At 70.0% G+C, this 19632-nt stretch carries 18 protein-coding genes; 6 read left to right on the plus strand and 12 right to left on the minus strand.

Features of this window, described 5'->3' with window-relative positions; genetic code table 11:
* The first annotated feature begins 2 nt into the window (after positions 1-2).
* The gene (locus AC07Q9_RS25200; protein WP_495312175.1) at positions 3-527 is read left to right on the plus strand and encodes a GNAT family N-acetyltransferase; all 525 of its coding nucleotides are present in this window, start codon (positions 3-5) and stop codon (positions 525-527) included.
* Positions 514-1833: an MFS transporter gene (locus tag AC07Q9_RS25205; protein WP_495312176.1), complete on the plus strand. Its 1320-nt coding sequence runs from the start codon at positions 514-516 to the stop codon at positions 1831-1833. The genes AC07Q9_RS25200 and AC07Q9_RS25205 overlap by 14 nt, the downstream gene beginning before the upstream one ends.
* Here AC07Q9_RS25205 and AC07Q9_RS25210 read toward each other — a convergent pair.
* Positions 1751-2692, minus strand: coding sequence for a nitrilase family protein (locus AC07Q9_RS25210; protein WP_495312177.1), 942 nt, complete (start codon positions 2690-2692; stop codon positions 1751-1753). The two genes, AC07Q9_RS25205 and AC07Q9_RS25210, sit on opposite strands and share 83 nt — an antisense overlap.
* Before the next feature lie 118 nt (positions 2693-2810).
* Between AC07Q9_RS25210 and AC07Q9_RS25215 the strand changes: the two genes are divergently transcribed.
* Positions 2811-3269: a winged helix-turn-helix transcriptional regulator gene (locus AC07Q9_RS25215; protein WP_095746483.1), complete on the plus strand. Its 459-nt coding sequence runs from the start codon at positions 2811-2813 to the stop codon at positions 3267-3269.
* A gap of 13 nt (positions 3270-3282) precedes the next feature.
* Here the strand turns inward: AC07Q9_RS25215 and AC07Q9_RS25220 are convergent, their stop codons facing one another.
* From AC07Q9_RS25220 to AC07Q9_RS25240, 5 genes are all read right to left on the minus strand, one after another.
* Positions 3283-4608: an OprD family outer membrane porin gene (locus AC07Q9_RS25220; protein ID WP_495312178.1), complete on the minus strand. Its 1326-nt coding sequence runs from the start codon at positions 4606-4608 to the stop codon at positions 3283-3285.
* Between the two features lie 10 nt (positions 4609-4618).
* Complete coding sequence (locus AC07Q9_RS25225; RefSeq protein ID WP_495312179.1) at positions 4619-5800, minus strand: acetyltransferase domain-containing protein; 1182 nt, start codon at positions 5798-5800, stop codon at positions 4619-4621.
* Positions 5801-5876: 76 nt separating this feature from the next.
* Complete coding sequence (locus AC07Q9_RS25230) at positions 5877-7133, minus strand: AI-2E family transporter (protein ID WP_495312180.1); 1257 nt, start codon at positions 7131-7133, stop codon at positions 5877-5879.
* Positions 7130-7882 (minus strand): LytR/AlgR family response regulator transcription factor, encoded by a 753-nt coding sequence (locus AC07Q9_RS25235; protein WP_495312181.1) that lies wholly within the window; start codon positions 7880-7882, stop codon positions 7130-7132. The genes AC07Q9_RS25230 and AC07Q9_RS25235 overlap by 4 nt, the downstream gene beginning before the upstream one ends.
* Positions 7879-8955: a sensor histidine kinase gene (locus AC07Q9_RS25240; RefSeq protein WP_495312259.1), complete on the minus strand. Its 1077-nt coding sequence runs from the start codon at positions 8953-8955 to the stop codon at positions 7879-7881. Before AC07Q9_RS25240 ends, AC07Q9_RS25235 begins: the two co-directional genes overlap by 4 nt.
* A gap of 57 nt (positions 8956-9012) precedes the next feature.
* Here AC07Q9_RS25240 and argH point away from each other — a divergent pair, with 57 nt between their 5' ends.
* The gene (argH, locus tag AC07Q9_RS25245) at positions 9013-10410 is read left to right on the plus strand and encodes an argininosuccinate lyase (RefSeq protein ID WP_489057919.1); all 1398 of its coding nucleotides are present in this window, start codon (positions 9013-9015) and stop codon (positions 10408-10410) included.
* A 33-nt stretch (positions 10411-10443) separates the two neighbouring features.
* On the plus strand, positions 10444-11922 hold the full coding sequence (locus tag AC07Q9_RS25250) for a rhomboid family intramembrane serine protease (protein ID WP_495312182.1): 1479 nt from the start codon (positions 10444-10446) through the stop codon (positions 11920-11922).
* A 45-nt stretch (positions 11923-11967) separates the two neighbouring features.
* Here the strand turns inward: AC07Q9_RS25250 and AC07Q9_RS25255 are convergent, their stop codons facing one another.
* The 6 genes from AC07Q9_RS25255 to AC07Q9_RS25280 form a co-directional block, all read right to left on the minus strand.
* Positions 11968-13314 carry an MFS family transporter gene (locus tag AC07Q9_RS25255; RefSeq protein ID WP_070062216.1) on the minus strand — a complete coding sequence of 449 codons (1347 nt, stop codon included), beginning with the start codon at positions 13312-13314 and terminating at the stop codon, positions 11968-11970.
* A 143-nt stretch (positions 13315-13457) separates the two neighbouring features.
* On the minus strand, positions 13458-14078 hold the full coding sequence (locus AC07Q9_RS25260; RefSeq protein WP_139702402.1) for a response regulator transcription factor: 621 nt from the start codon (positions 14076-14078) through the stop codon (positions 13458-13460).
* The gene (locus AC07Q9_RS25265) at positions 14075-16261 is read right to left on the minus strand and encodes an ATP-binding protein (RefSeq protein ID WP_495312183.1); all 2187 of its coding nucleotides are present in this window, start codon (positions 16259-16261) and stop codon (positions 14075-14077) included. The genes AC07Q9_RS25260 and AC07Q9_RS25265 overlap by 4 nt, the downstream gene beginning before the upstream one ends.
* A 71-nt stretch (positions 16262-16332) precedes the next feature.
* Positions 16333-17634 carry a hypothetical protein gene (locus AC07Q9_RS25270; protein WP_495312184.1) on the minus strand — a complete coding sequence of 434 codons (1302 nt, stop codon included), beginning with the start codon at positions 17632-17634 and terminating at the stop codon, positions 16333-16335.
* A 25-nt stretch (positions 17635-17659) separates the two neighbouring features.
* A complete protein-coding gene (locus tag AC07Q9_RS25275; protein ID WP_495312185.1) occupies positions 17660-18199 on the minus strand; it encodes a hypothetical protein in 540 nt (179 codons plus the stop codon).
* A gap of 97 nt (positions 18200-18296) precedes the next feature.
* Entirely contained in the window at positions 18297-18857 is a 561-nt protein-coding gene (locus AC07Q9_RS25280; protein ID WP_492681569.1) for a DUF3455 domain-containing protein, read from the minus strand.
* Between the two features lie 187 nt (positions 18858-19044).
* Between AC07Q9_RS25280 and AC07Q9_RS25285 the strand changes: the two genes are divergently transcribed.
* Positions 19045-19620, plus strand: a complete 576-nt coding sequence (locus AC07Q9_RS25285) for an RNA polymerase sigma factor (protein ID WP_495312186.1) — start codon at positions 19045-19047, stop codon at positions 19618-19620.
* Positions 19621-19632: the final 12 nt, after the last annotated feature.

The raw sequence follows: 19632 nt of genomic DNA on the forward strand, positions 1-19632 counted from the left end.
CCATGTCCTCCCCCACCCTTGCTTTCACCGCGCTCGACATCGCCGATGCCGAGCCCCACCACATGGCCCGCGTGCAGGCCATCTACAGCCACTACGTGCAGCACGACCTGTGCTCGTTCGAAGAAGAAGTGCCCCCCGTCGCGCAGATGCAGGCACGCCGCATCGACGTGCAGGAACGCGGCCTGCCGTACCTCGTGGCGCTGAAGGATGGCGAGGTGGCCGGCTACGCCTACGCCGGCCCCTACCGCACCCGCTCGGCCTACCGGCACACGGTGGAAGACTCGATCTACGTCGCACCCGACATGCACGGCCACGGCATCGGCACGGCGCTGCTGCAGGCGGTGATCCACCGCTGCACCGAGGCCGGCTTCACGCAGATGGTCGCGTGCATCGGCCACAGCGGCAACGCGGGCTCGCAGCGGCTGCATGCGAGCCTGGGCTTCGAGACGGTCGGCGTGCTGCGCAATGTCGGCTTCAAGTTCGGCCAGTGGGGCGACACCGTGCTGATGCAGCGTGCACTGCGCTGACCCCACCCTGGCGGCGCCGCAGCGCGGATGGCTCGCGCTGCTGTGCGCGAGCCGGCTGCTGCAGGGAATGATCGTCACGGCCTACTCGGGCGTGCTGCCGTTCATGCGCGACGACTGGCAGATGACGGCCGCGCAGGCCGGCTCGATCCAGAGCGCCTGGCATGTTGGCTACATGAGCTCGCTGTTCGCCGTGGGCCTGCTGGCCGACCGCTTTGGCCCGCACCGCATCTTCGCGATCGGTGGCGTGATCGGCGCGGCCGCATCGCTGGCCTTCGCGCTCTTCGCGCACGACCACCGCTCGGCGCTGCTGCTGTACGGCCTGGCGGGGCTGTGCGCGGGCGCCTCGTACACGCCGGGGCTGCAGCTGCTGTCGCTCAACGCCGGGCCCGCGGTGCGCGGGCGCGCGATGGGGCTGTTTCTCGGAGCCGCGTCGATGGGCTATGCGCTGTCGCTCGCGGTGGTGGCGGGCTTCAGCGTGGTGGCGCACTGGCGCACCGGGCTGCTGGTGGCGGCGGGCTGCACGGTGATGGGCGTGCTGCTGGCCCAGCTCGCGCTGCGGCGCATGGCGCCGCCTGCGCCACGGGTCGCCGGTGCGCCGCGCGAAGGCGTGCTGCAGGCGCTGAACGCGACCGTGCGCGACCGGCCCGCGATGGCCGGCAACTGGGCCTACGCCTTCCACTGCTGGGAACTCATGGCGCTGTGGGCCTGGCTGCCCGCCTACCTCATGGCCTCGTCGCGCGGCGGCGCGACCGCGTGGCCGGCCGCGGGCATCGCGCTGGCGGCGTTCGCGCACCTCGTGAGCGTGTTCGGCAGCGTGGTGGGCGGCGCGGCCTCCGACCGGCTGGGCCGCGCGCGCGTGATGATGATCGCCACCCTCGCGAGCCTGGCCCTGTCGTTCAGCTTCGGCTGGATGTGGACCTGGCCGCTGTGGGCGCTGGCCGCGATGGCAGCGCTGTACAACCTGCTCGCCATCGCCGATTCGTCGGTCTACTCGACCGCACTGGCCGACGTGGTGGCGCCGCACCGGCTCGGCGTGGCGTTCTCGGTGCGCTCGGTGATGGGCTTCGGCGCGGGCGCGCTCAGCCCGTGGGTGTTCGGGCTGGCGCTCGACTGGGGGCAGGCGCGGTTCGGCTTCGGCAGCACGTACGCGTGGGTGGCGGCGTGGAGCTCGGTCGGGCTCGGGGCGCTGCTCGGGCCGTGGATGATCGTCCGTTTTGCCCGCCTTAGCGCGGCAGTGCCTGCGCCCCGCGGTAGCCCAGCATCGCGTCGTACAGATCGGTTCGCCGGTCGCGGTGCAGGTCGTTGAGCGGCGTCCAGATCGGCGCGGAGCGCGCGGCGCCCAGGTCGACGTCGGCATAGAGGATGGTTTCTTCCTCGGGCCCGGCGATGCGCCCCATCGGCCAGCCGTTCGTGCCCGCGATCAGCGAGTTGCCCATGAAGCCCGTGCCGCGCTCGCGGCCCACGCGGTCGGCGGTGGCGATGAAGACGTTGTTGGCGTGCGCGGCCGTCATCGTCAGGTAGGCCGCCATGCACACGCCGCTGGCGTCGTACAGCGGTGGCGGCGTCCAGACCCAGCCCGTGGGCACGCAAATGATGTCGGCGCCCTGCTGCGCCACGATGCGCGGCGCCTCGGGAAACCAGATGTCCCAGCACACGAGCAGGCCGATGCGGCCGATCTTCGTCTCGAACACCGGGTAGCCCTCGTTGCCGGGCGTGAACCACAGCTTCTCGTTGTTCCACAGGTGGGTCTTGCGGTAGCGGCCGATGTAGCCCTCGGGGCCGACGAGCACGGCCGTGTCGAACAGCTGCATGCCGTCCTGCTCGGCCAGGCAGCCGACGAGGTACACGCCGCGCTTTGCCGCGAACGCGACCCAGCCCTGCACCGTCGGGCCGTGCGGCACGGGCTCGGCATGGGCGAAAGCCTCGGCGCGGCCGTTGAAGCAGTAGCCGGTGGTCGCCAGCTCGGGCAGCACGATGAGCTGTGCGCCGCCGGCCACGGCGGCTTCAAGTTGTGCGCGCACGGCGGCGGCGTTGCGTGCGAGGTTCTCGACGCCGACCTGCGGGTCGAACTGCACGACGGCCACGCGCACGGGGCTGGCGCGCAGGCCGGGCACGGCGTCGCCGCCGGAAGGGATGTCGTGGGGAGCGGGGGTTGGGAGGGTCATGGCCATTTCAGGTTTCAAATTAAAACCATTTGGATGCTAGTCGCATCGGTTTTAATTTGCAACCAGCCGAGCGCTACGGTCTAATCCCGCCATCCCAGGGACGCACAGGAAACACACGATGGCCAGGAGAAAAAGTCTGAGGTTCGACGCCTGCCCGATGGCGCGCGCGCTCGAGATCGTCGGCGACCAGTGGTCGCTGCTGATCGTGCGCGACGCCTTCGACGGCATGCGGCGCTTCGGCGAGTTCCAGCAGAGCCTGGGCGTGGCCAAGAACATCCTGGCCGACCGCCTGAAGTGGCTGGTGCAGGAAGGCGTGTTCGACCTCGTGCCCGCCTCGGACGGCTCGCTCTACCAGGAGTACGCGCTGACGGCCAAGGGCCGCGGCCTGTTCCCCGTGGTGGTCGGCCTGCGGCACTGGGGCGAGGCGAACCTGTTCGCGCCCGGCGAGCCGCATTCGGTGCTGCTGGAGCGCGAGAACGGTGAGCCGGTAGCGCCGATCGACCTGCGCACGCGCGACGGCCAGCCGCTCGACCCCGCCGCGACCTTCGTGAAGAAGCTGCCCGTCACGGCCCCCTGACAGCGCCGCCCGCTCAGTCGTTGCCGATCGGGTACTCCAGCGCGACGCGGATCTGGCGCGTGTTGAGTTCGGCCTGCGCCTTGTTGTTGCGGTGCTCGCCGTAGCGCAGCAGGAAGGCCAGGCCCTTGGCGCTGCCTTGCTGGACCGTGTAGCGCAGCCACAGGTCGCGCTCCCAGTGCCGGCCGCCCTGCCCGTAGCCCAGCCACGCGTAGCCTCCGCGCGCCGGCACGCGGCTGCCGTCGATGCCGCTGCCGCGGATGTAGGCCGCGCCCAGACTCAACCCGGGTGCGCCCCAACGCGCAGCATCCACTTCGTACCGCAGCTGCCACGACCGCTCATGCGGCGCATTGAAGTCGGACAGCTGCGCTGCATTGCCGAGCCAAACGGCGCCGCGCGTCACGTAGTCGAACGGCGTGTCGCCCGCGACCTTCTGCCAGCCCAGGCCCACGCGGTGGGGGCCGTGGGCGTAGCTGGTCATGAGGCTCGCGGTGGTGTTGTCCACCGGGCCGGCCAGCGCGCGGCCCGTGTCCTTGCTGCGGTACACCTGCAGGTCGAAGGACAGCGCACGCTTCTCCGGGAGCGGCACCGTGTACTGGGCCCCCAGGTAGCCGGTGCGCCAGGTGTCCTCCAGGCGTGCGACATAGGCCGTGAGCGACAGCGAAGCGCTGCCCTTCCAGGTGCCGCCGGCAAAGTCGAACACGTCGCCGCGCGGTGACTTCGGGTCGAGGTAATTGACGATCAACGGGTGGTTCGTGCCGCGCGCATGGCGGTCGGTCGATCCGGTGAAGCGGCCGGCCTGCAGCGTGAGCGTGTCGAACTCGCGGCTCGTCAGCAGCCAGCCGCGCATGGTCTCGGGCAGCAGGCGGGAATCGGACGCGCTGAAGACCGGCGTCTTCACGCGTTGCTCACCCACCGTCAGCACGGTGGCGGAGATGCGCGCCTTCAGCGCCACGCCGCCGCGCGCGATGCCGTCCTGCGCGTAGCCCGCGCCGTCCACCGGCAGCATGCGGATCTTGCCGACGCGCAGATCGTCGCCGTCGAGGCTGCGCGCGAGCGAGGCATGCGCGTCCACGCCGAAGCCGATCCAGCCCGGCGTGAAGCCGGACGCGACGGTGCCCATGACGCCGTAGCCCCACTCCTGCGCGTAGTCGCTGCGCCGCGCCTTCGACAGCGTGGCGTTGCGCCCGCCGTTGCTGCGATCGCCGTGCAGGTAGCTCCGGTGCTCGTACACGCTGCGCTGGAGCACCCGCCAGTGCGTGTCCTCGACGAAGCCGCCGCCTTCGGCCGCCAGGGCGGACGTGCCCAGCATGGCGAGGGCCGCGCCGCAGAACCGCTTCATCGCCAGCCGCTCACAGATATTTGAGCCACGCGATGTCGCGGCGCCGCGCCTTCAGGGCGGCGAAGGCGCGCACCGCCGGATACAGCGCAAAGGCCAGCACCCCGGTGACCAGCCACACCATCCAGACGGCGTCGAAGCCGAACAAGCGACCCTGGTTGGGGCCCCAGACCGCCTCGGCCCCCAGGTAGAGGAACTTGAGCACGTACAGGTGCAGCACATAGAAGAACATGGGCGCCGCGCCGAACACGGCCAGCGGCGCGAGCCAGGCCGCGCCCTGCCGGCGCTCGAACAGGCGCAGCAGCCACAGCCCCACGCCGAGCGTCAGCGCGATGAACAGCAAGGACGGCGGGTACTTCGTGACGTTGAGGAAGGCCATCACGTTCGTCAGCGCGCTGTCGCCTGCTGCCCAGGGCTTGTCGCCGTAGGCATTGAGTGCACGCAGCGCCACGAAGCCAATGAGCAGGCCCACGGCCCACGCGAGCAGCCGCCGCTGGCGCTGCGGCGCGTCGGCGCCGGGCAGGAACCACGGCCCGGCGACATAGCCCAGCGCGATCACGCCGATCCACGGCAGCAGCGGGTACGACGTGCGCAGCCTCAGGGCCTCGGACAGCTCGATCCAGCCCCGGTCGTGCAGCACGGCCCAGGGCACGTGCAGCACATGGCCGACGGGAAAGTGCACGCCGTCGAGCAGGTTGTGCCCCGCCACCAGCACCACGCCCAACACGACCAGCGCCCGGCGCGGCAGCCACACCAGCGCCGACAACGCCAGCATCGACAGCCCGATCACCCAGATCACCTGCAGGAACACCGTCGCCGGCGGGAACTGGAAGGTCCACGCAAAGTTGACGACCGTGACCTCCAGCAGCACGAGGAACAGGCCCCGCTTCCACAGGAACGAGGACGCCGCCGCGCGGCCGTCCGCCTGCTTCGCGCCGTAGAGAAAAGCCGACAGCCCGGTCAGGAACACGAACACCGGCGCGCACAGGTGCGCCAGCAGGCGGCCGAAGAACAGCGCCGGCGGCGTCTGCGCCACGAGCATCGGGTCGGGCACCTGGTGGTGCAGGTAGAAGGTCTCGCGCACGTGGTCCAGCAGCATGAACAGGATCACGAGGCCGCGCAGCGCGTCGATGGAGAGCAGCCGGGCCGGGGCGCCGGCCCCGGGTGGCAAGGAAGCGGATGAAACGTCGGCCATTTAATTATTGCGAATTGATTCGCAATAATTTACAGCATCGGACGATGCACCCTCCTGAAGGGTTTGAAGGGCCGGTTTATTCGCCGAGCAATTCGCCGATCGGCTGCAGGTCTTCCACCCGGTCGCAGATCGACTTGATGACCATGGTGATCGGGATGCCCAGCAGCAGCCCCCAGATGCCCCACAGCCAGCCCCAGAAGATCACGCCCACGAACACCGCCACCGGGTTCATGCGGCTGGTGCGGCTGGTGAGCCAGGGCATCAGCAGGTTGCCGACCACCGTGTGGATCGCCAGCGAGACGCCGCCCACCAGCAGCGCCATCTCGATGCTGCTGAACTGCAGGAAGGCCATGAGCCCCGCCGCCACCAGCACGATCACCGAGCCGATGTACGGAATGAGGTTGGTCACGGCCGCGATGATTCCCCACACGGCCGCGTTCTCCACGCCCATGAGCCAGAACGCCAGGCCGGTGGCGAGCCCCACCAGCGCGCTCACCAATATCTGCACCAGCAGGTAGCGCTCGATGTTGCGCGTGATGTCGTCCAGCACGTGCACCGTGACCTTCTTCTTCTGCAGGCTGGGCCCGGTGATCTTGATGAGCTTGCGCCGGAAGGTGTCGCCCGAGCACAGCGCGAAGTAGGTGAGGAAGGCCACCAGCGTGAGCTGCCCCAAGGCGTTGAGCAGGCCGACCGTGCCGCTGAGCAGGTAGTCGCGCACGTTGAAGCCCGGCCGCTCGATGACGACGCGCGCCACGCCCTTGCGCGAGGCCACACGCGCGGAGTTTTCCTCGGCCGCTTTCTCGAGCTGGGCAGCGGCCTGCTGCACGCTGTCCAGCGGCGTGGCGCTGGCGTTCTTGTCGCGGCGCATGGCCTGGCCCAGCTTCTGCGCGGCGACCGGCAGCGAGTCGAGCAATTGCGAAGCGCTGCCCGAGAGCGAATAGCCGGTCCACCCGAGCCCGCCGAACAGGCCCAGCAGGATCACCGCCGAGCCGATCCAGCGCGGCACGCGCCAGCGGTGCAGGCGCTCGACCAGCGGCGACAGCGCGTAGTTCAGCAGCAGGCTCAGCATCAGCGGCACGAACACGGCCTGGCCCCAGCGCAGCGCGAAGACGCTGGCGAGCACGGCCAGCACCACGAGCGACGCGCTGCGCACGTCGACCGGCATGTGCAGCACGAAGCGCCTGCGCAGGGCGGAGGTGGAATCTTCCTGCGGCTCGACCGGCGCAGCGGGCTCGGCCGGCGGCGGCGCCGGAGCGGGCGCAGGCGGCGGCTCTTCCGCAGCCACCGGCCGCTCGGGCGGGGGCTTCGGGCCAGCCGGGGTGTCGTCGGTCATCGCGATTCCTTCAGCATCTCGCGCACCGCGGCCAGCTGGCGGCGCGACACCGCCACGGGTTCGGGCACCGAGTCCAGCCGCAGCGCCCAGCCATCGGCGTCCTCGCCGTCGTCGTAGCGCTCGAGCGCGCGGATGGCCGAGCGCGCCACCAGCGCATTGCGGTGCACGCGCAGGAAGCGGTTCGGGTAGCGCTCCTCGAAATCGTTGAGCGAGCCATCGAGGATGTGGCTGCGCGTGGCGGTGCGCACCGTGAGGTACTTGTATTCGGACTTGAGGTAGAGCACCTCGGACAGCGGCACGCGCTCGGCGCGGCCCCGGTCCTGGATCAGCACGCACTCGGGCGTGGCTTCGGCGACCGGCTGCGCGGCGCGGCGCTCCTTCAGGAAGCGCTCGACCTTCTGCAGCGCCTGCTGCAGCCGCTCGGCGCGCACGGGCTTGGTGAGGTAGTCGACCGCCTCCAGCTCGAAGGCCGTGACCGCATGGCTCGCATGCGCCGTCACGAACACCACGGCCGGCGCGTCGGGCCGGTGGCGCAGCGCGCGCGCCACCTCGATGCCGTCGACGCCGGGCATGTGCGCGTCGAGCAGCACCAGGTCGAGGTCCATCGCGGCCAGGTGCGCCAGCGCCTCCTCGCCCTGCGCGGCCTCGGCCGTCACCTCGGCGGCGGGCGAGGTGCAGTCGCGCAGCAGCGTGCGCAGGCGCGAGCGGGCCAGGGCTTCGTCGTCAACGATCAGGGTCTTGAGGCTCATGAGGATTCGGCGGGAATGGCAATGCGTACGCGGTAGTTCTTCTGGTCCATGCCGGCGCTGAACTGCATCTGCATGTCGTGCAGCAGGCGCAGCCGCTCGCGCACGTTGTCCAGGGCGATGCCATGGCCGCGCGGCAGCGGCTCGTCGGCCCAGCGCAGCGGCGGCAGGCTGTTGACCACCTCGATCACGACCATGCCGCCGCGCCGCTCGGTGCGGATGCGCAGCTTGCCGCCGTCGGGGCTGGGCTCCACGCCGTGCTTGATGGCGTTCTCGACCAGCGGCTGAAGCAGCAGCGGCGGCAGGCGCGCGTCGCTGGCGGCGGCATCGAGGTCCCAGCGGATGCGCAGGCGCTCGCCGAAGCGCACCTGCTCGATGGCCAGGTAGCGCTCGGCCAGCGCGATCTCGTCGGCCAGCGTGCCCGATTCGCCGGGCACGGTGAGCGCCTGGCGGAACAGCTCGGCCAGGTCTTCCAGCATGGTCTCGGCCTTGGCCGGCTCTTCGCGCACCAGCGCGATGGCGCTGTTGAGCGTGTTGAACAGGAAGTGCGGGCGGATGCGCGACTGCAGCTCTTCGAGCCGGGCCGTGGTCGCGGCCGGCGTCTGGCCGCGCGCGCGCAGCACCATGGCCGCCATCACCAGCCCCGCGAACAGCGCGCCGGCCAGCGCACTGGCCAGCCAGGGCGCGCTGGCGATCACGCCGGTCAGGCGCAGCAGGCCGCAGCCGTACAGCGACGCAACCGCGCCCAGCACGGCGCCCGCGGCGTACTGCCCGGGGGGCGGCAGGCGCCGCAATTGCTTCTTGAGCCCGCAGGCCGCCACCAGCCACAGCAGCGTGGCGGGCAGCGCACCGCCGGTGACCGTGGCCGCCTGCACCAGCCATTCGCCGAAGGTGCCGACCACGAACAACGTGGCCACCGCCACCACCGCTTCGACGAACACCACGGTGCGCAGCACCACGCCGATCTGGCAGGCGTCGAACAGCGCCGGGCCGCCGCGCACGGGCGCGCGCACGCGTTCCGGTGACGAAGCGGACGTGGAGGGGGAGCTGGCCGATAAAATCGCCGGGTTGCGCATCGCAGACATCAGATCCATCGGGTGACCAACCCATTATTGCCTTCCTGGACGGCTCCCATGACCCAAAACCAACTCGACAAGAAATCCGAAGCCTGGTCGGCCCTGTTCTCCGAACCGATGAGCGACCTGGTGAAGCGCTACACCTCCAGCGTCTTCTTCGACAAGCGCCTGTGGCAGGCCGACATCGAGGGCTCGCTGGCGCACGCCGGCATGCTCGCGGCCCAGGGCATCATCAGCGTGACGGACCACGCCGCCATCGAGCGCGGCATGACGCAGATCCGCGGCGAGATCGAGGCCGGCAGCTTCGAATGGAAGCTCGACCTCGAGGACGTGCACCTGAACATCGAGGCCCGCCTGACCCAGCTGGTCGGTGACGCCGGCAAGCGCCTGCACACCGGCCGCAGCCGCAACGACCAGGTCGCCACCGACGTGCGCCTGTGGCTGCGCGGCGAAATCGACCTCATCGGCGACCTGCTGGTCGAGCTGCAGAAGGCGCTGGTGGACATCGCCGAGAAGAACGTCGAGGTGATCCTGCCCGGCTTCACCCACCTGCAGGTGGCCCAGCCCGTGAGCTTCGGCCACCACATGCTGGCCTACGTGGAAATGTTCAGCCGCGACGCCGAGCGCATGGGCGAGGTGCGCAAGCGCGTCAACCGCCTGCCGCTGGGCGCCGCCGCACTGGCCGGGACCAGCTACCCGCTGGACCGCGAGCTCGTGGCGCGCACCCTGAAGATGGACAGCGTCTGCCAGAACAGCCTGGACGCCGTGAGCGACCGCGACTTCGCGATCGAGTTCACCGCCGCCGCCAGCCTGTGCATGGTGCACGTGAGCCGCCTGAGCGAAGAGCTCATCATCTGGATGAGCCAGAACTTCGGCTTCATCAACATCGCCGACCGCTTCACCACCGGCTCGTCGATCATGCCGCAGAAGAAGAACCCCGACGTGCCCGAGCTGGCGCGCGGCAAGACCGGCCGCGTGGTCGGCCACCTGATGGCGCTCATCACGCTCATGAAGGGCCAGCCGCTGGCCTACAACAAGGACAACCAGGAAGACAAGGAGCCGCTGTTCGACACCGTCGACACGCTCAAGGACACCCTGCGCATCTTTGCCGAGATGATCGGCGGCATCACCGTGAAGCCCGAGGCCATGGAAGCCGCCGCGCTGCGCGGCTACGCCACTGCCACCGACCTGGCCGACTACCTCGTGAAGAAGGGCCTGCCCTTCCGCGACGCGCACGAAACCGTGGCCCACGCCGTGAAGGCCGCCACCTCGCACCAGGTCGACCTGTCGGAGCTGCCGCTGTCGGTGCTGCAGCAGTTCAACCCGAACATCGAGAAGGACGTGTACGACGTGCTGAGCCTGCGCGGCTCGCTCAATGCACGCAACGTGCTGGGCGGCACCGCGCCCGTGCAAGTGAAGGCACAGGTCGCCCGCCACCGCGCCCGCCTGGGCTGAAGCCCGCGGCCGCACCACCGAGGGCCGCGCTTCATGTTCTACGCCATCCCGCTCGAAAACAAACCGAGCTGGCACAACCCGCCGTGGATGACGGTGCTGCTGATCCTCTTGAACATGATCGTGTTCTGGGGTCCGCAGCGCAGCGAAGAGAACGGCCGCGAGCGCGCGGCGCAGTTCTACGTGCAGAGCGTGCTGCCCGAGCTGGAACTGCCGCCCTTCGTCGAATGGCTCGAAAAAACCGACCCGAAGCGCGGCAAGAGGGCGCGCCGCGCGCTGGGGCATGAAGAGGCCTACCCGCAACTGCTCGAAGCGCTGCAGAACGACCAGCCCTTCCTGAAGAAGCTGCGTGCCGACGAGGTCGTGACGCCCGCGAACCCGCGCTTCGACGAATGGCAACGCGAACGCCGCCAGTACGAAGCGATGCTGCCCGCGCCTTTCACCGAGCGCTGGTCGCTCGACCAGAACAAGGGCGCCGCGTTCAAGCCCTGGACCTGGGTCACCGCGGCCTTCCTGCACGCCGACACCGGCCACCTGCTGGGCAACATGCTGTTCCTCTTCCTGTTCGGCTTCTCGGTCGAACTGGCGCTGGGGCGCGGCACCTACCTGTGCTTCTACCTGCTGGGCGCCGTCGGCTCGTCGCTGCTGGCCAGCTGGGCCTATGCCGGCAACGGCGGCCACGGCCTGGGCGCCTCGGGGGCGATCTCGGCGCTGATGGGCATGTACGCCGTGATGTACCGGCTGCGGCGCATCCGCTTTTTCTACCAGCTGTTCTTCTATTTCAGCTACGTCACCGCGCCCGCCCTGCTCTTGCTGCCGGCCTGGATCGCCAACGAGCTGCTGCAGCAATGGATGGGGGACCAGGGCGTGGGCTACATGGCCCACCTGGGCGGCCTGCTGACGGGCGCGGCGCTGATGGCCGGCGCCATGTGGCTGGGCCGCGTGAAGACGCCCGAGACCGTGAAGTCGGAAATGGTGACCGACGACCACCGCTTCGACCAGCACGTGGCCGCCGCGCGCAAGCTGTCGGCGGCCATGAAGTTCGAGCCAGCGTGTGCCGAATGGCGCGCCGCCGCCGCCCTGCGCCCCGGCGACACCGACACGCTGCGCGCCTGGTTCCACACCGCGCGACTGCAGCCCGCGAGCGACGACTTCCACCAGGCCGCGCGCCGCATCTTCCGCCTGCCCGCCACCGACGCCGACACGCTGGCGCTGCAGCACAGCAGCTTCACGACCTACCTCGACCAGGCCAAGCCCGGCGTGCGCCTGAAGCCCGACGACATGGCCCGGCTGGCGCGCCGCTTCGCGCGCATCCGCCAATTCGGCGACGCCGACAAGCTCTGCCGCATCCTGCTGAAGACCGCGCCCGACCACCCCGAGCTGGCCGACACGCTCTCGGTGTGCGCCAACGGCCTGCTGCACGCGGGCGAACGCGATCGCGCCCTGGGCCTGCTGCCGCACCTGCTGCGGCTGGCGCCCAACGACATGGTCACGCGCGCGTTGCAGCGCACGTAAAAAACCCGGCACGCGGCCGGGTTCGTTGATGAAGCGCCGCTGCGCTTACTTGTCGTTGTGCAGGTAGGTGGCCTGCTTCGGCAGCAGCAGGCTGACCAGGAAGGCCACGCCCATCATCGCCGTCACGTACCAGTAGAAGTACGACTCGTGGCCGATCGACTTCAGGCCCAGCGCCACGTACTCGGCGCTGCCGCCGAAGATGGCGTTGCCCACCGCATACGACAGGCCCACGCCCAGCGCGCGCACTTCGGGCGGGAACATCTCGGCCTTCACGATGCCGCTGATCGAGGTGTAGAAGCTCACCACCGCCAGCGCCAGCGTGATCAGCACGCCGGCCATCAGCGGGCTGCTCACGCTTTGCAGGTTGCTCAGCACGGGCACCGTCATCAGCGCGCCCAGGGCGCCGAACAGCAGCATGTTGCTGCGCCGGCCGATGCGGTCCGACAGCGCGCCGAACAGCGGCTGCATGCACATGTACAGGAACAGGCAGGCCGTCATCACGTTGCTGGCGGTCTTGATCGACATGCCGGCCGAGTTCACCAGGTACTTCTGCATGTAGGTGGTGAAGGTGTAGAAGATCAGCGAGCCGCCGGCCGTGTAGCCCAGCACCACGAGGAAGGCGCGCTTGTGGTGCTTGAACAGCTCCGCGACGCTGCCGGCGCCCTTGGCGGCGCGGGTCTTGGTGCTGGCGGTCTCGGTCAGCGTGCGGCGCAGCATCAGCGCCACGACGGCGGCCAGGGCACCCAGCACGAAGGGAATGCGCCAGCCCCAGGCCTTGAGCTCGGCCTCGGTGAGCAGCTGCTGCAGCACCACCACGGCCACCACGGCCAGCAGCTGGCCGCCGATCAGCGTGACGTACTGGAACGACGAGAAGAAGCCGCGCTGGCCGCGCATCGCCACTTCGCTCATGTAGGTGGCGGTGGTGCCGTACTCGCCGCCGACCGACAGGCCCTGCAGCAGGCGCGCGGCCAGCAGCAGCGCGGGCGCCCAGGCGCCGATCTGGGCGTAGGTGGGCAGACAGGCAATGACCAGCGAGCCGACGCACATCATGACCACCGAGGTCACCATCGAGGTCTTGCGGCCCTTGCGGTCGGCCAGCCGGCCGAACAGCCAGCCGCCGATCGGGCGCATCAGGAAGCCGGCGGCGAACACGCCGGCGGTGTTCAGCAGCTGGACCGTCGGGTCCGACTTGGGGAAGAACGAGGGCGCGAAGTAGATCGCGCAGAAGGCATAGACGTAGAAGTCGAACCACTCCACCAGGTTGCCGGACGAAGCGGCAAAGATGGCGAAGATGCGCTTGCGCTTTTCCTCGAAGGTGTAGGGGGTGGTGTCGCGGGTCGCGTCCGGGCTGGAAGCGCCGGCGCTCGTGCTGCTGCTGGCAATGGCGGTCATGCGGGGGTCCTTGTCTCTGGCTGCAGCCCCCGCGAAGCCCGCGGAAAGCCGTGCCGGGGAGTCTGGTCCGCCGGGGGCGCGCTGTCGTCCGTAGACCCCGGCCGCGGGACTGCGTACCCGTACGCAGGGGTAAACCCTAAGTTCTAGAGACCGTGCTCGCGCAGGAAGCGGTCCAGCTCCAGGCTGCTCGAAAAGCCCAGCTTCGCAAACATGTGCGCCCGGTGCGTTTCCACCGTGCGCAGCTCCAGCGGCGCGAGTTCCTGCGCGATGCGCTTGTTGGGCAGGCCTTCGGCCACGAGCCGGGCGACCTGCATCTCGCGCGGCGTGAGCTTGGCCCACAGCGCCTGCGCGGCCTGCCGGGCCTGGCGGCGCACGGCGATCTCCTCGGCCTTGTGCAATGCCTTGGCGATGCTGTCGAGCAGGCGCTCGTCGTTGCAGGGCTTTTCCAGCCAGCCGAAGGCGCCGTTCTGCACCGCCTCGACCGCCATCGGGATGTCGCCGTGCCCGGACAGGAAGATCACGACCAGCGGGCTGTCCTGCGCGCGCAGCGCGTCGAACACCTGCAGCCCGCTCATGCCTTCCATGCGCAGGTCGAGGATGGCGCAGCCCGGGCGCTGCAGGTCGGCACCGGCCAAAAAGGCCTCGCCCGAGGCAAAGGCCTGCACCGCATGGCCGCGCGACAGCAGCAGCAGGCCCAAAGAGCGGCGCACGGCCTCGTCGTCATCGACGACGCACAGGTGGTTGGCAAGCAGGGGTGCGTTCACGGGGAAGCCTCCAGTTCGAGGGTGAAGACCGTGCCGCCGCCGGGCCGGTCGGCGAACGACAAGCGGCCGCGGTGGGCCTCCACGATGGTGCGGCAGATGTTCAGGCCCAGCCCGAGGCCGCCGGCCTTGGTGGTGAAGAACGGCGCGAAGACCTGCTCGGCCAGCGCGGCGTCGATGCCCGGGCCGTGGTCGGCGATGCGGATGTGCACGCGGCCTTCATGCAACTCGGCCTCGACCTCGACCACGCGCCGCTCGGGCGGCGTGCCCTGTTCCATCGCCTGCAGGCTGTTGGACAACAGGTTCAGCAGCACCTGTTCGAGCAGCACGCGGTCGCCGCGCACCGGCGGCAGCGCGGGCGGAATGCGCACCTCGGCGCGCACCTGCCGCTGGCGCATCTCGCCCTGCAGCAGTGCCAGCGCGTTGGTCACCAGCGCGGCCACGGCGCAGTCTTCGGTGCCGGCGGTGCGCTGGCGCACGAAGCCGCGGATGCGCCGCACGATCTCGGCGCTGCGCTTGGCCTGCGCCACGGTCTCGTCGAGGCTGCTGGCCAAGAGCGGCTGGTTGCCCTGCGCGGCGAAGGCCTTGGCGGCGCTCGCGAAGTTGCTCAGCGCCATCAGCGGCTGGTTGAGTTCGTGCGCCAGCGTGGAGGCCATCTCGCCCAGGCTGGCCAGGCGCTGCGCGTGCTGCAGCTGCTCGTCGTTCTGGCGCTGGCGCAGCTCGGCGCGCTTCTGCTCGGTGATGTCGACCACCGAACTCATCCAGCCGCTGTGGCGGCCGTCGGCGTCGATGAGCCGTGCGGTGTAGACCATGGTGATGACCTCGTGCCCGTCGCGGTGCCGCAGGCGCGACTCGAAGCCCGAGCGCGCGGGCTGCCCGCTCATCATGGCCTCGTAGTGGAACCAGTGCTGCGTCACGTCGTCGGGGTGCCAGTAGGGGTACGGCGGCAGCCGCCCCAGCAGCTCGTCGGCGCCGTAGCCGGTCATCTCGCAGAAGGCCGGGTTGACGTAGATGATGCGGCCCTGCAGGTCGCGCGCGCGCATGCCGACCAGCAGCGAGTCTTCCATCGCCTTGCGGAAGGCATGGGCCTGGTCCAGCTCGTGGGTGCGCTCGCGCACGCGCAGCTCCAGGTCGCGCCGCGCGTCGCGCTGTTCGGCGAAGCGGCGCTCGCGCAGCCGCCAGTACAGCGCGCCCAGCAGCAGCACGCCGGCACCCAGCAGGCCGAGCATCCAGGTGCGCTCGCGCGCGCGGGTGACTTCGGCGTGGTCGGCCATCACCGTCAGGGTCCAGCCCAGGTCGGGCAAGGGCTCGTCCACGGCGAGAAAACGCCGCGCCTTGCCGCCGACCGTGGTGCGCACCAGGTAGCCCGGCGCGCCCTCGATGTGCTCGACGCGCCACGGCAGCGGCGCGAAGCGGGTGCGCGCGCCGTACTGCTGGTCGTGCTCGATGCCGGCCAGGTCGGCAGGGCTCAGCGCCCGCGTGGCCTGGTACATCCAGCCCGGCACCGAACTCAGGAACACGATGCCGCGCGCGTCGGTCAGCAGGATCGGGTCGCGCACGAAGGCCCAGGCGTCGTGCAGCTGGCGCAGGCTGACCTTGACGGTGACCACGCCCAGCACCTCGCCGCCGCCCTCGGCGCGCACCGGCGCCGACATGAACAGCCCCGGCTCGCCCGTGGTCTGGCCCACGCCGTAGAACAGGCCGCGCCGCCCGGCCCGCGCGTCGAGAAAGTACGGCCGGTTGGCGTACGACTCGCCCACGAAGCTCTGCGGCGTGGCCCAGTTGCTCGCGGCCAGCGTGAGGCCCTGCGGGTCGGTGAGGTACAGCGCGTCGGAGCCCGCGAGGCGGTTCACTTCCTCGATGTGGTGGTTGGCGCGCTGCCGCGCAGCGGGGTCCTGCGGGTGAGCCAGCACGGCCAGCACGTCGGGGTGCATGCCGGCGGTGAACGGCAGGTAGCCGTACTTGCCGGCGGCATCGCGCAGGCCGAGCACGTGCACTTCCATGGCGCGGCGGATCGAGTCGGCCTGGAAGTTCGCCTCGCGCCGCGCGGCCCACTGGCCGGCCACGGCGATCAGCAGCAGCGCCAGCGCGACGGCGCCCGCCCAGGCCACCAGCGCGCGGCGGCGGGAGCGCGTGGAGGCAGAAGAGGGAGCAGGAAGGGACGGTTCGGGCGTGAGGGGCGGCATGGGAGGCGGGTCCGCAGGTCCGGCCGGCGCGGCGTGCGGAATTTTGCCCTGATCCGCGGGCCGGTCCCCTCTCAGGCCGCCGGCCGCAGCAGCCAGCGCACTTCCTGCGTCTGCTCGCTCTCGGGGTAGCGGGCTTCGAGCGTGGTGAGGATCGGCTGCGCCATGTCCGCGCGGCCCAGCCCCTGCACCAGCGCACGGGCCGCGAGTTCGTAGGCCTGCGGGATCGCCGCGTGGCCGCGGAAGCGCTTGTCGAAGCCCGACAGCAGCGCGAGCGTGCCGTGCGCGTCGCCGCCACGCCATTCGGCGCGGGCCATGGCGATGACCATCGCCGGGTCGTCGAGCACGAAGCTCTTGTCGATCGCGCGGCAGGCCTTGAAGACCTTCAGCGCGTCCGACGTGAGGTCGCGCCGCATCAACAGCGGAATGAAGCGGCGCGCGTGATCGAACAGCGTGTCCTTCTTCTCGGGCATGAGCGCCAGCACGCGGTGGTAGCGGCGCTGCGCGGCCAGGTCGTCGGCGTCGGCGGTGCGCTGCGCCTCGTAGGCAATGCCCAGCGCGGCGGCCAGGTCGCCGTCGGTGATGCACTGCGCCACCTCGGCGTCGGTGCGCTGCGCGGCGATCTGCGCGGGCGTGCGGCGGTCGGCCGGCGCGCCCTCGTCGGCGCCCGCGCCGGGCACGAGGTCGATGCCGAAGGCGTCGTGGTGCTGGTACATCACGTAGCCCAGGAGGCTCGCCATCACCCAGCCGAAGTAGATGAACGCGAAGTTGACGATCGGCAGCACGATGCGCCCGTCGAACACCGGCAGCACCATCGAGATCGCCACCTGCGCGCCCGTGCTCAGCAGGAACAGAAAGAAGCACAGCAGCGCATAGGGCCAGCCGATGGTGCGCATCGCGTCCATCACATAGCCCGGGTTCATGGCCTGGAAGAAGCTGCCCGACTGCACCAGCACGATCACCGCGGCCGGGAAGGTGAAGGACATGATGAACAGCCCCACCGTGCCCAGCACCGGCTCGTACCAGGCGAGCCAGCCGATGAGCATCGTCTGCACCAGCGAGATGGCAAAGAGCTTCCACGGCAGGTAGGTCCACTCGTCGCTCGATTCGCGCCCGAAGTCGGCCGAGTCGCGGATGCCGCGCGCGCCCAGCGCAATGACCTTGAAGCCGTAGCGGCTGGCCGCCAGGATGATGCCGACCTCGATGACGATGAAGGCCAACGCATCGGGCAGGAAGAACACGGCCTCGAACAGCAGGCTGCAGAACGACAGCACCAGGCCGTAGGCCAGCGGTCGCAGCTGCAGCGGGAAGGCGAAGAAGCTGTTGAGGCGGTGCCAGAACGGCGGGGGCGGCGGCAGGGAGTCGCGGTCGATCATGGCGGGGCCTGTTCTGCTGCGGCGGCTACTTGCGGAAGAAATCGCTCTGGCTCATGGCGCCCGCGCCGCCCATGCGCACGACCGTGGCGTCGCTGGAATGCACGAGGCGCATCTGGCCGAGTTCGCGCTCCAGGCGCTGGCTGAAACTGGTCTTGTACTGGAGCGCGGCCTCGCCCATCTTGAGCACGCTGGTGCCCGTGACGACGGCACTCTTGCGGTCGGTGGCCACCTCGACGGCGTCGATGTGGTACTCGTACTCGATGGTGAGGATGCCGCCCATGCGGTCGCCCACGACGCGGAACAGCTCGAAGGTCTTCTCGACCGCCTCGCAGGCTTCCTCGCGGTTGTGGCTGCTCTCGACGGTGCGGCCCATCATCGTGACCTTGCTCTCGATCACCGCCTTGCGGCTGAGCTGCTTGCACAGCGCTTGCGCATCGCGCGAATAGATGGCGTGCGCTTCCTTGCGGTAATAGTCGCGCGCCATGGCCTCGTCGAGCTTGCGGCCGCCGATAAAGAAATACCACGCGCCCACGCAGAGCGCGATCACGATCGCAATTTGCTTCATTCCCGCCCCCGCGCGCACGCGGTCCCGCTCCGTTTTGCGGCGCAGTATACGTTGCCGAATGTTTCCAAACGGCGGCGAAACGGGGGCTCAGCCGGCCTTAGCCCGCGCGGTAGAAGATGTAATCGGCCTGGTACTTCACGACCTGTTTCTGGCCCATGTTCGTGGCGCCGCAAGCGGCAGCGGGGGCCACACCGCCCTGCGTGGCCACGCGCTGGATGTAGCTCACGCCCTGCATGGCGCCCATGCCGGTGGCGGGGTTGGCCTTCACCAATTGGTGGGGAATGTTGCCGGTGCCGTTCGGCGCCACCGCCACCTGCGTGGCCGTGACCTTCGAGCCGTCCGCGTTCTCCCAGGTGGCGGGCGGTCCATAGTATTTGCCGACCTGCTTGCCGGCGCGGTCCATCAGCCGGGCGTCGGGACCGACGAACACCCACTCGTGCGCGCCCGGCGTGTTGGCCTTGGCACGGCATTCGTAGGTGATGTCGCCCGCGCCCACGGTTTCCATGGCCACGCGGTGGCCGGCGGGCACTTTCACGGCGTCGGGCAGGCTGGCCTGCGAGAACATCGGCAGGGGCTGGGCGCCCATGCCGGAACAGGCGGCCAGGCCAAGCGCCGCTGCGGTGGTGGAGGCCAGGACGGTCAGGGTGCGGATGTGCATGGTCGTTTCCTTGGTGTCTGATCGATGGTGAAAAAGAAAGAGCCGCCGTCTGGAGTTCTGCATGTCGACGCCCCCCTGCCCCGTGTACGCAGCCCGACGCCCATTGGATTCAGACCGGTCGCGCTGAATCCGCCGACGCCACCGGGCCGTACCTTGGGCATGCGCACCGATGCCCCACAATCCGCGGATGACCGCACCCAGCCCCGACGCCGAACTGATGGCGCTGATCGACCGGATCGGCCATCGCGACGAAGCCGCCCTGCGACAGCTGTACGACCGCACCTCGCCCCGCCTCATGGGCCTGGCGATGCGCGTGGTGCGCCAGCGCGAGTGGGCCGAAGACGTGCTGCAGGAGTCCTTTCTCACCGTCTGGCGCGTGGCCGGCGACTACCGCGCCTCGCTGAGTCCGCCGCTGGCCTGGCTGGGGCTCATCGTGCGCAGCCGCTCGCTCGACCTGCTGCGCCGCCGCACCGCCGACCGCGCCCAGCTCACGCAGGAATTCGACGAGCTGATGGCCGACACCTTCGAATCCGACACGCCCAACCCGGCCGACATGGCCGATGCGAGCGAGCAGGCCTGGGCGCTGCACCAGTGCCTGAGCCAGCTCGAGGGCCGCCAGCGCGAGGTGGTCAGCCTGGCCTACCTGCGCGAGATGAGCCACAGCGAGCTGGCCGAACAGCTCAAGCTGCCGCTGGGCACCGTGAAGACCTGGATCCGGCGCGGGCTCGACAAGCTGCGCATCTGCATGGGCCGCTTCGCCTGACCACGAGACCCG

It is taken from the genome of Variovorax sp. GW821-FHT09A10 (assembly GCF_059418385.1).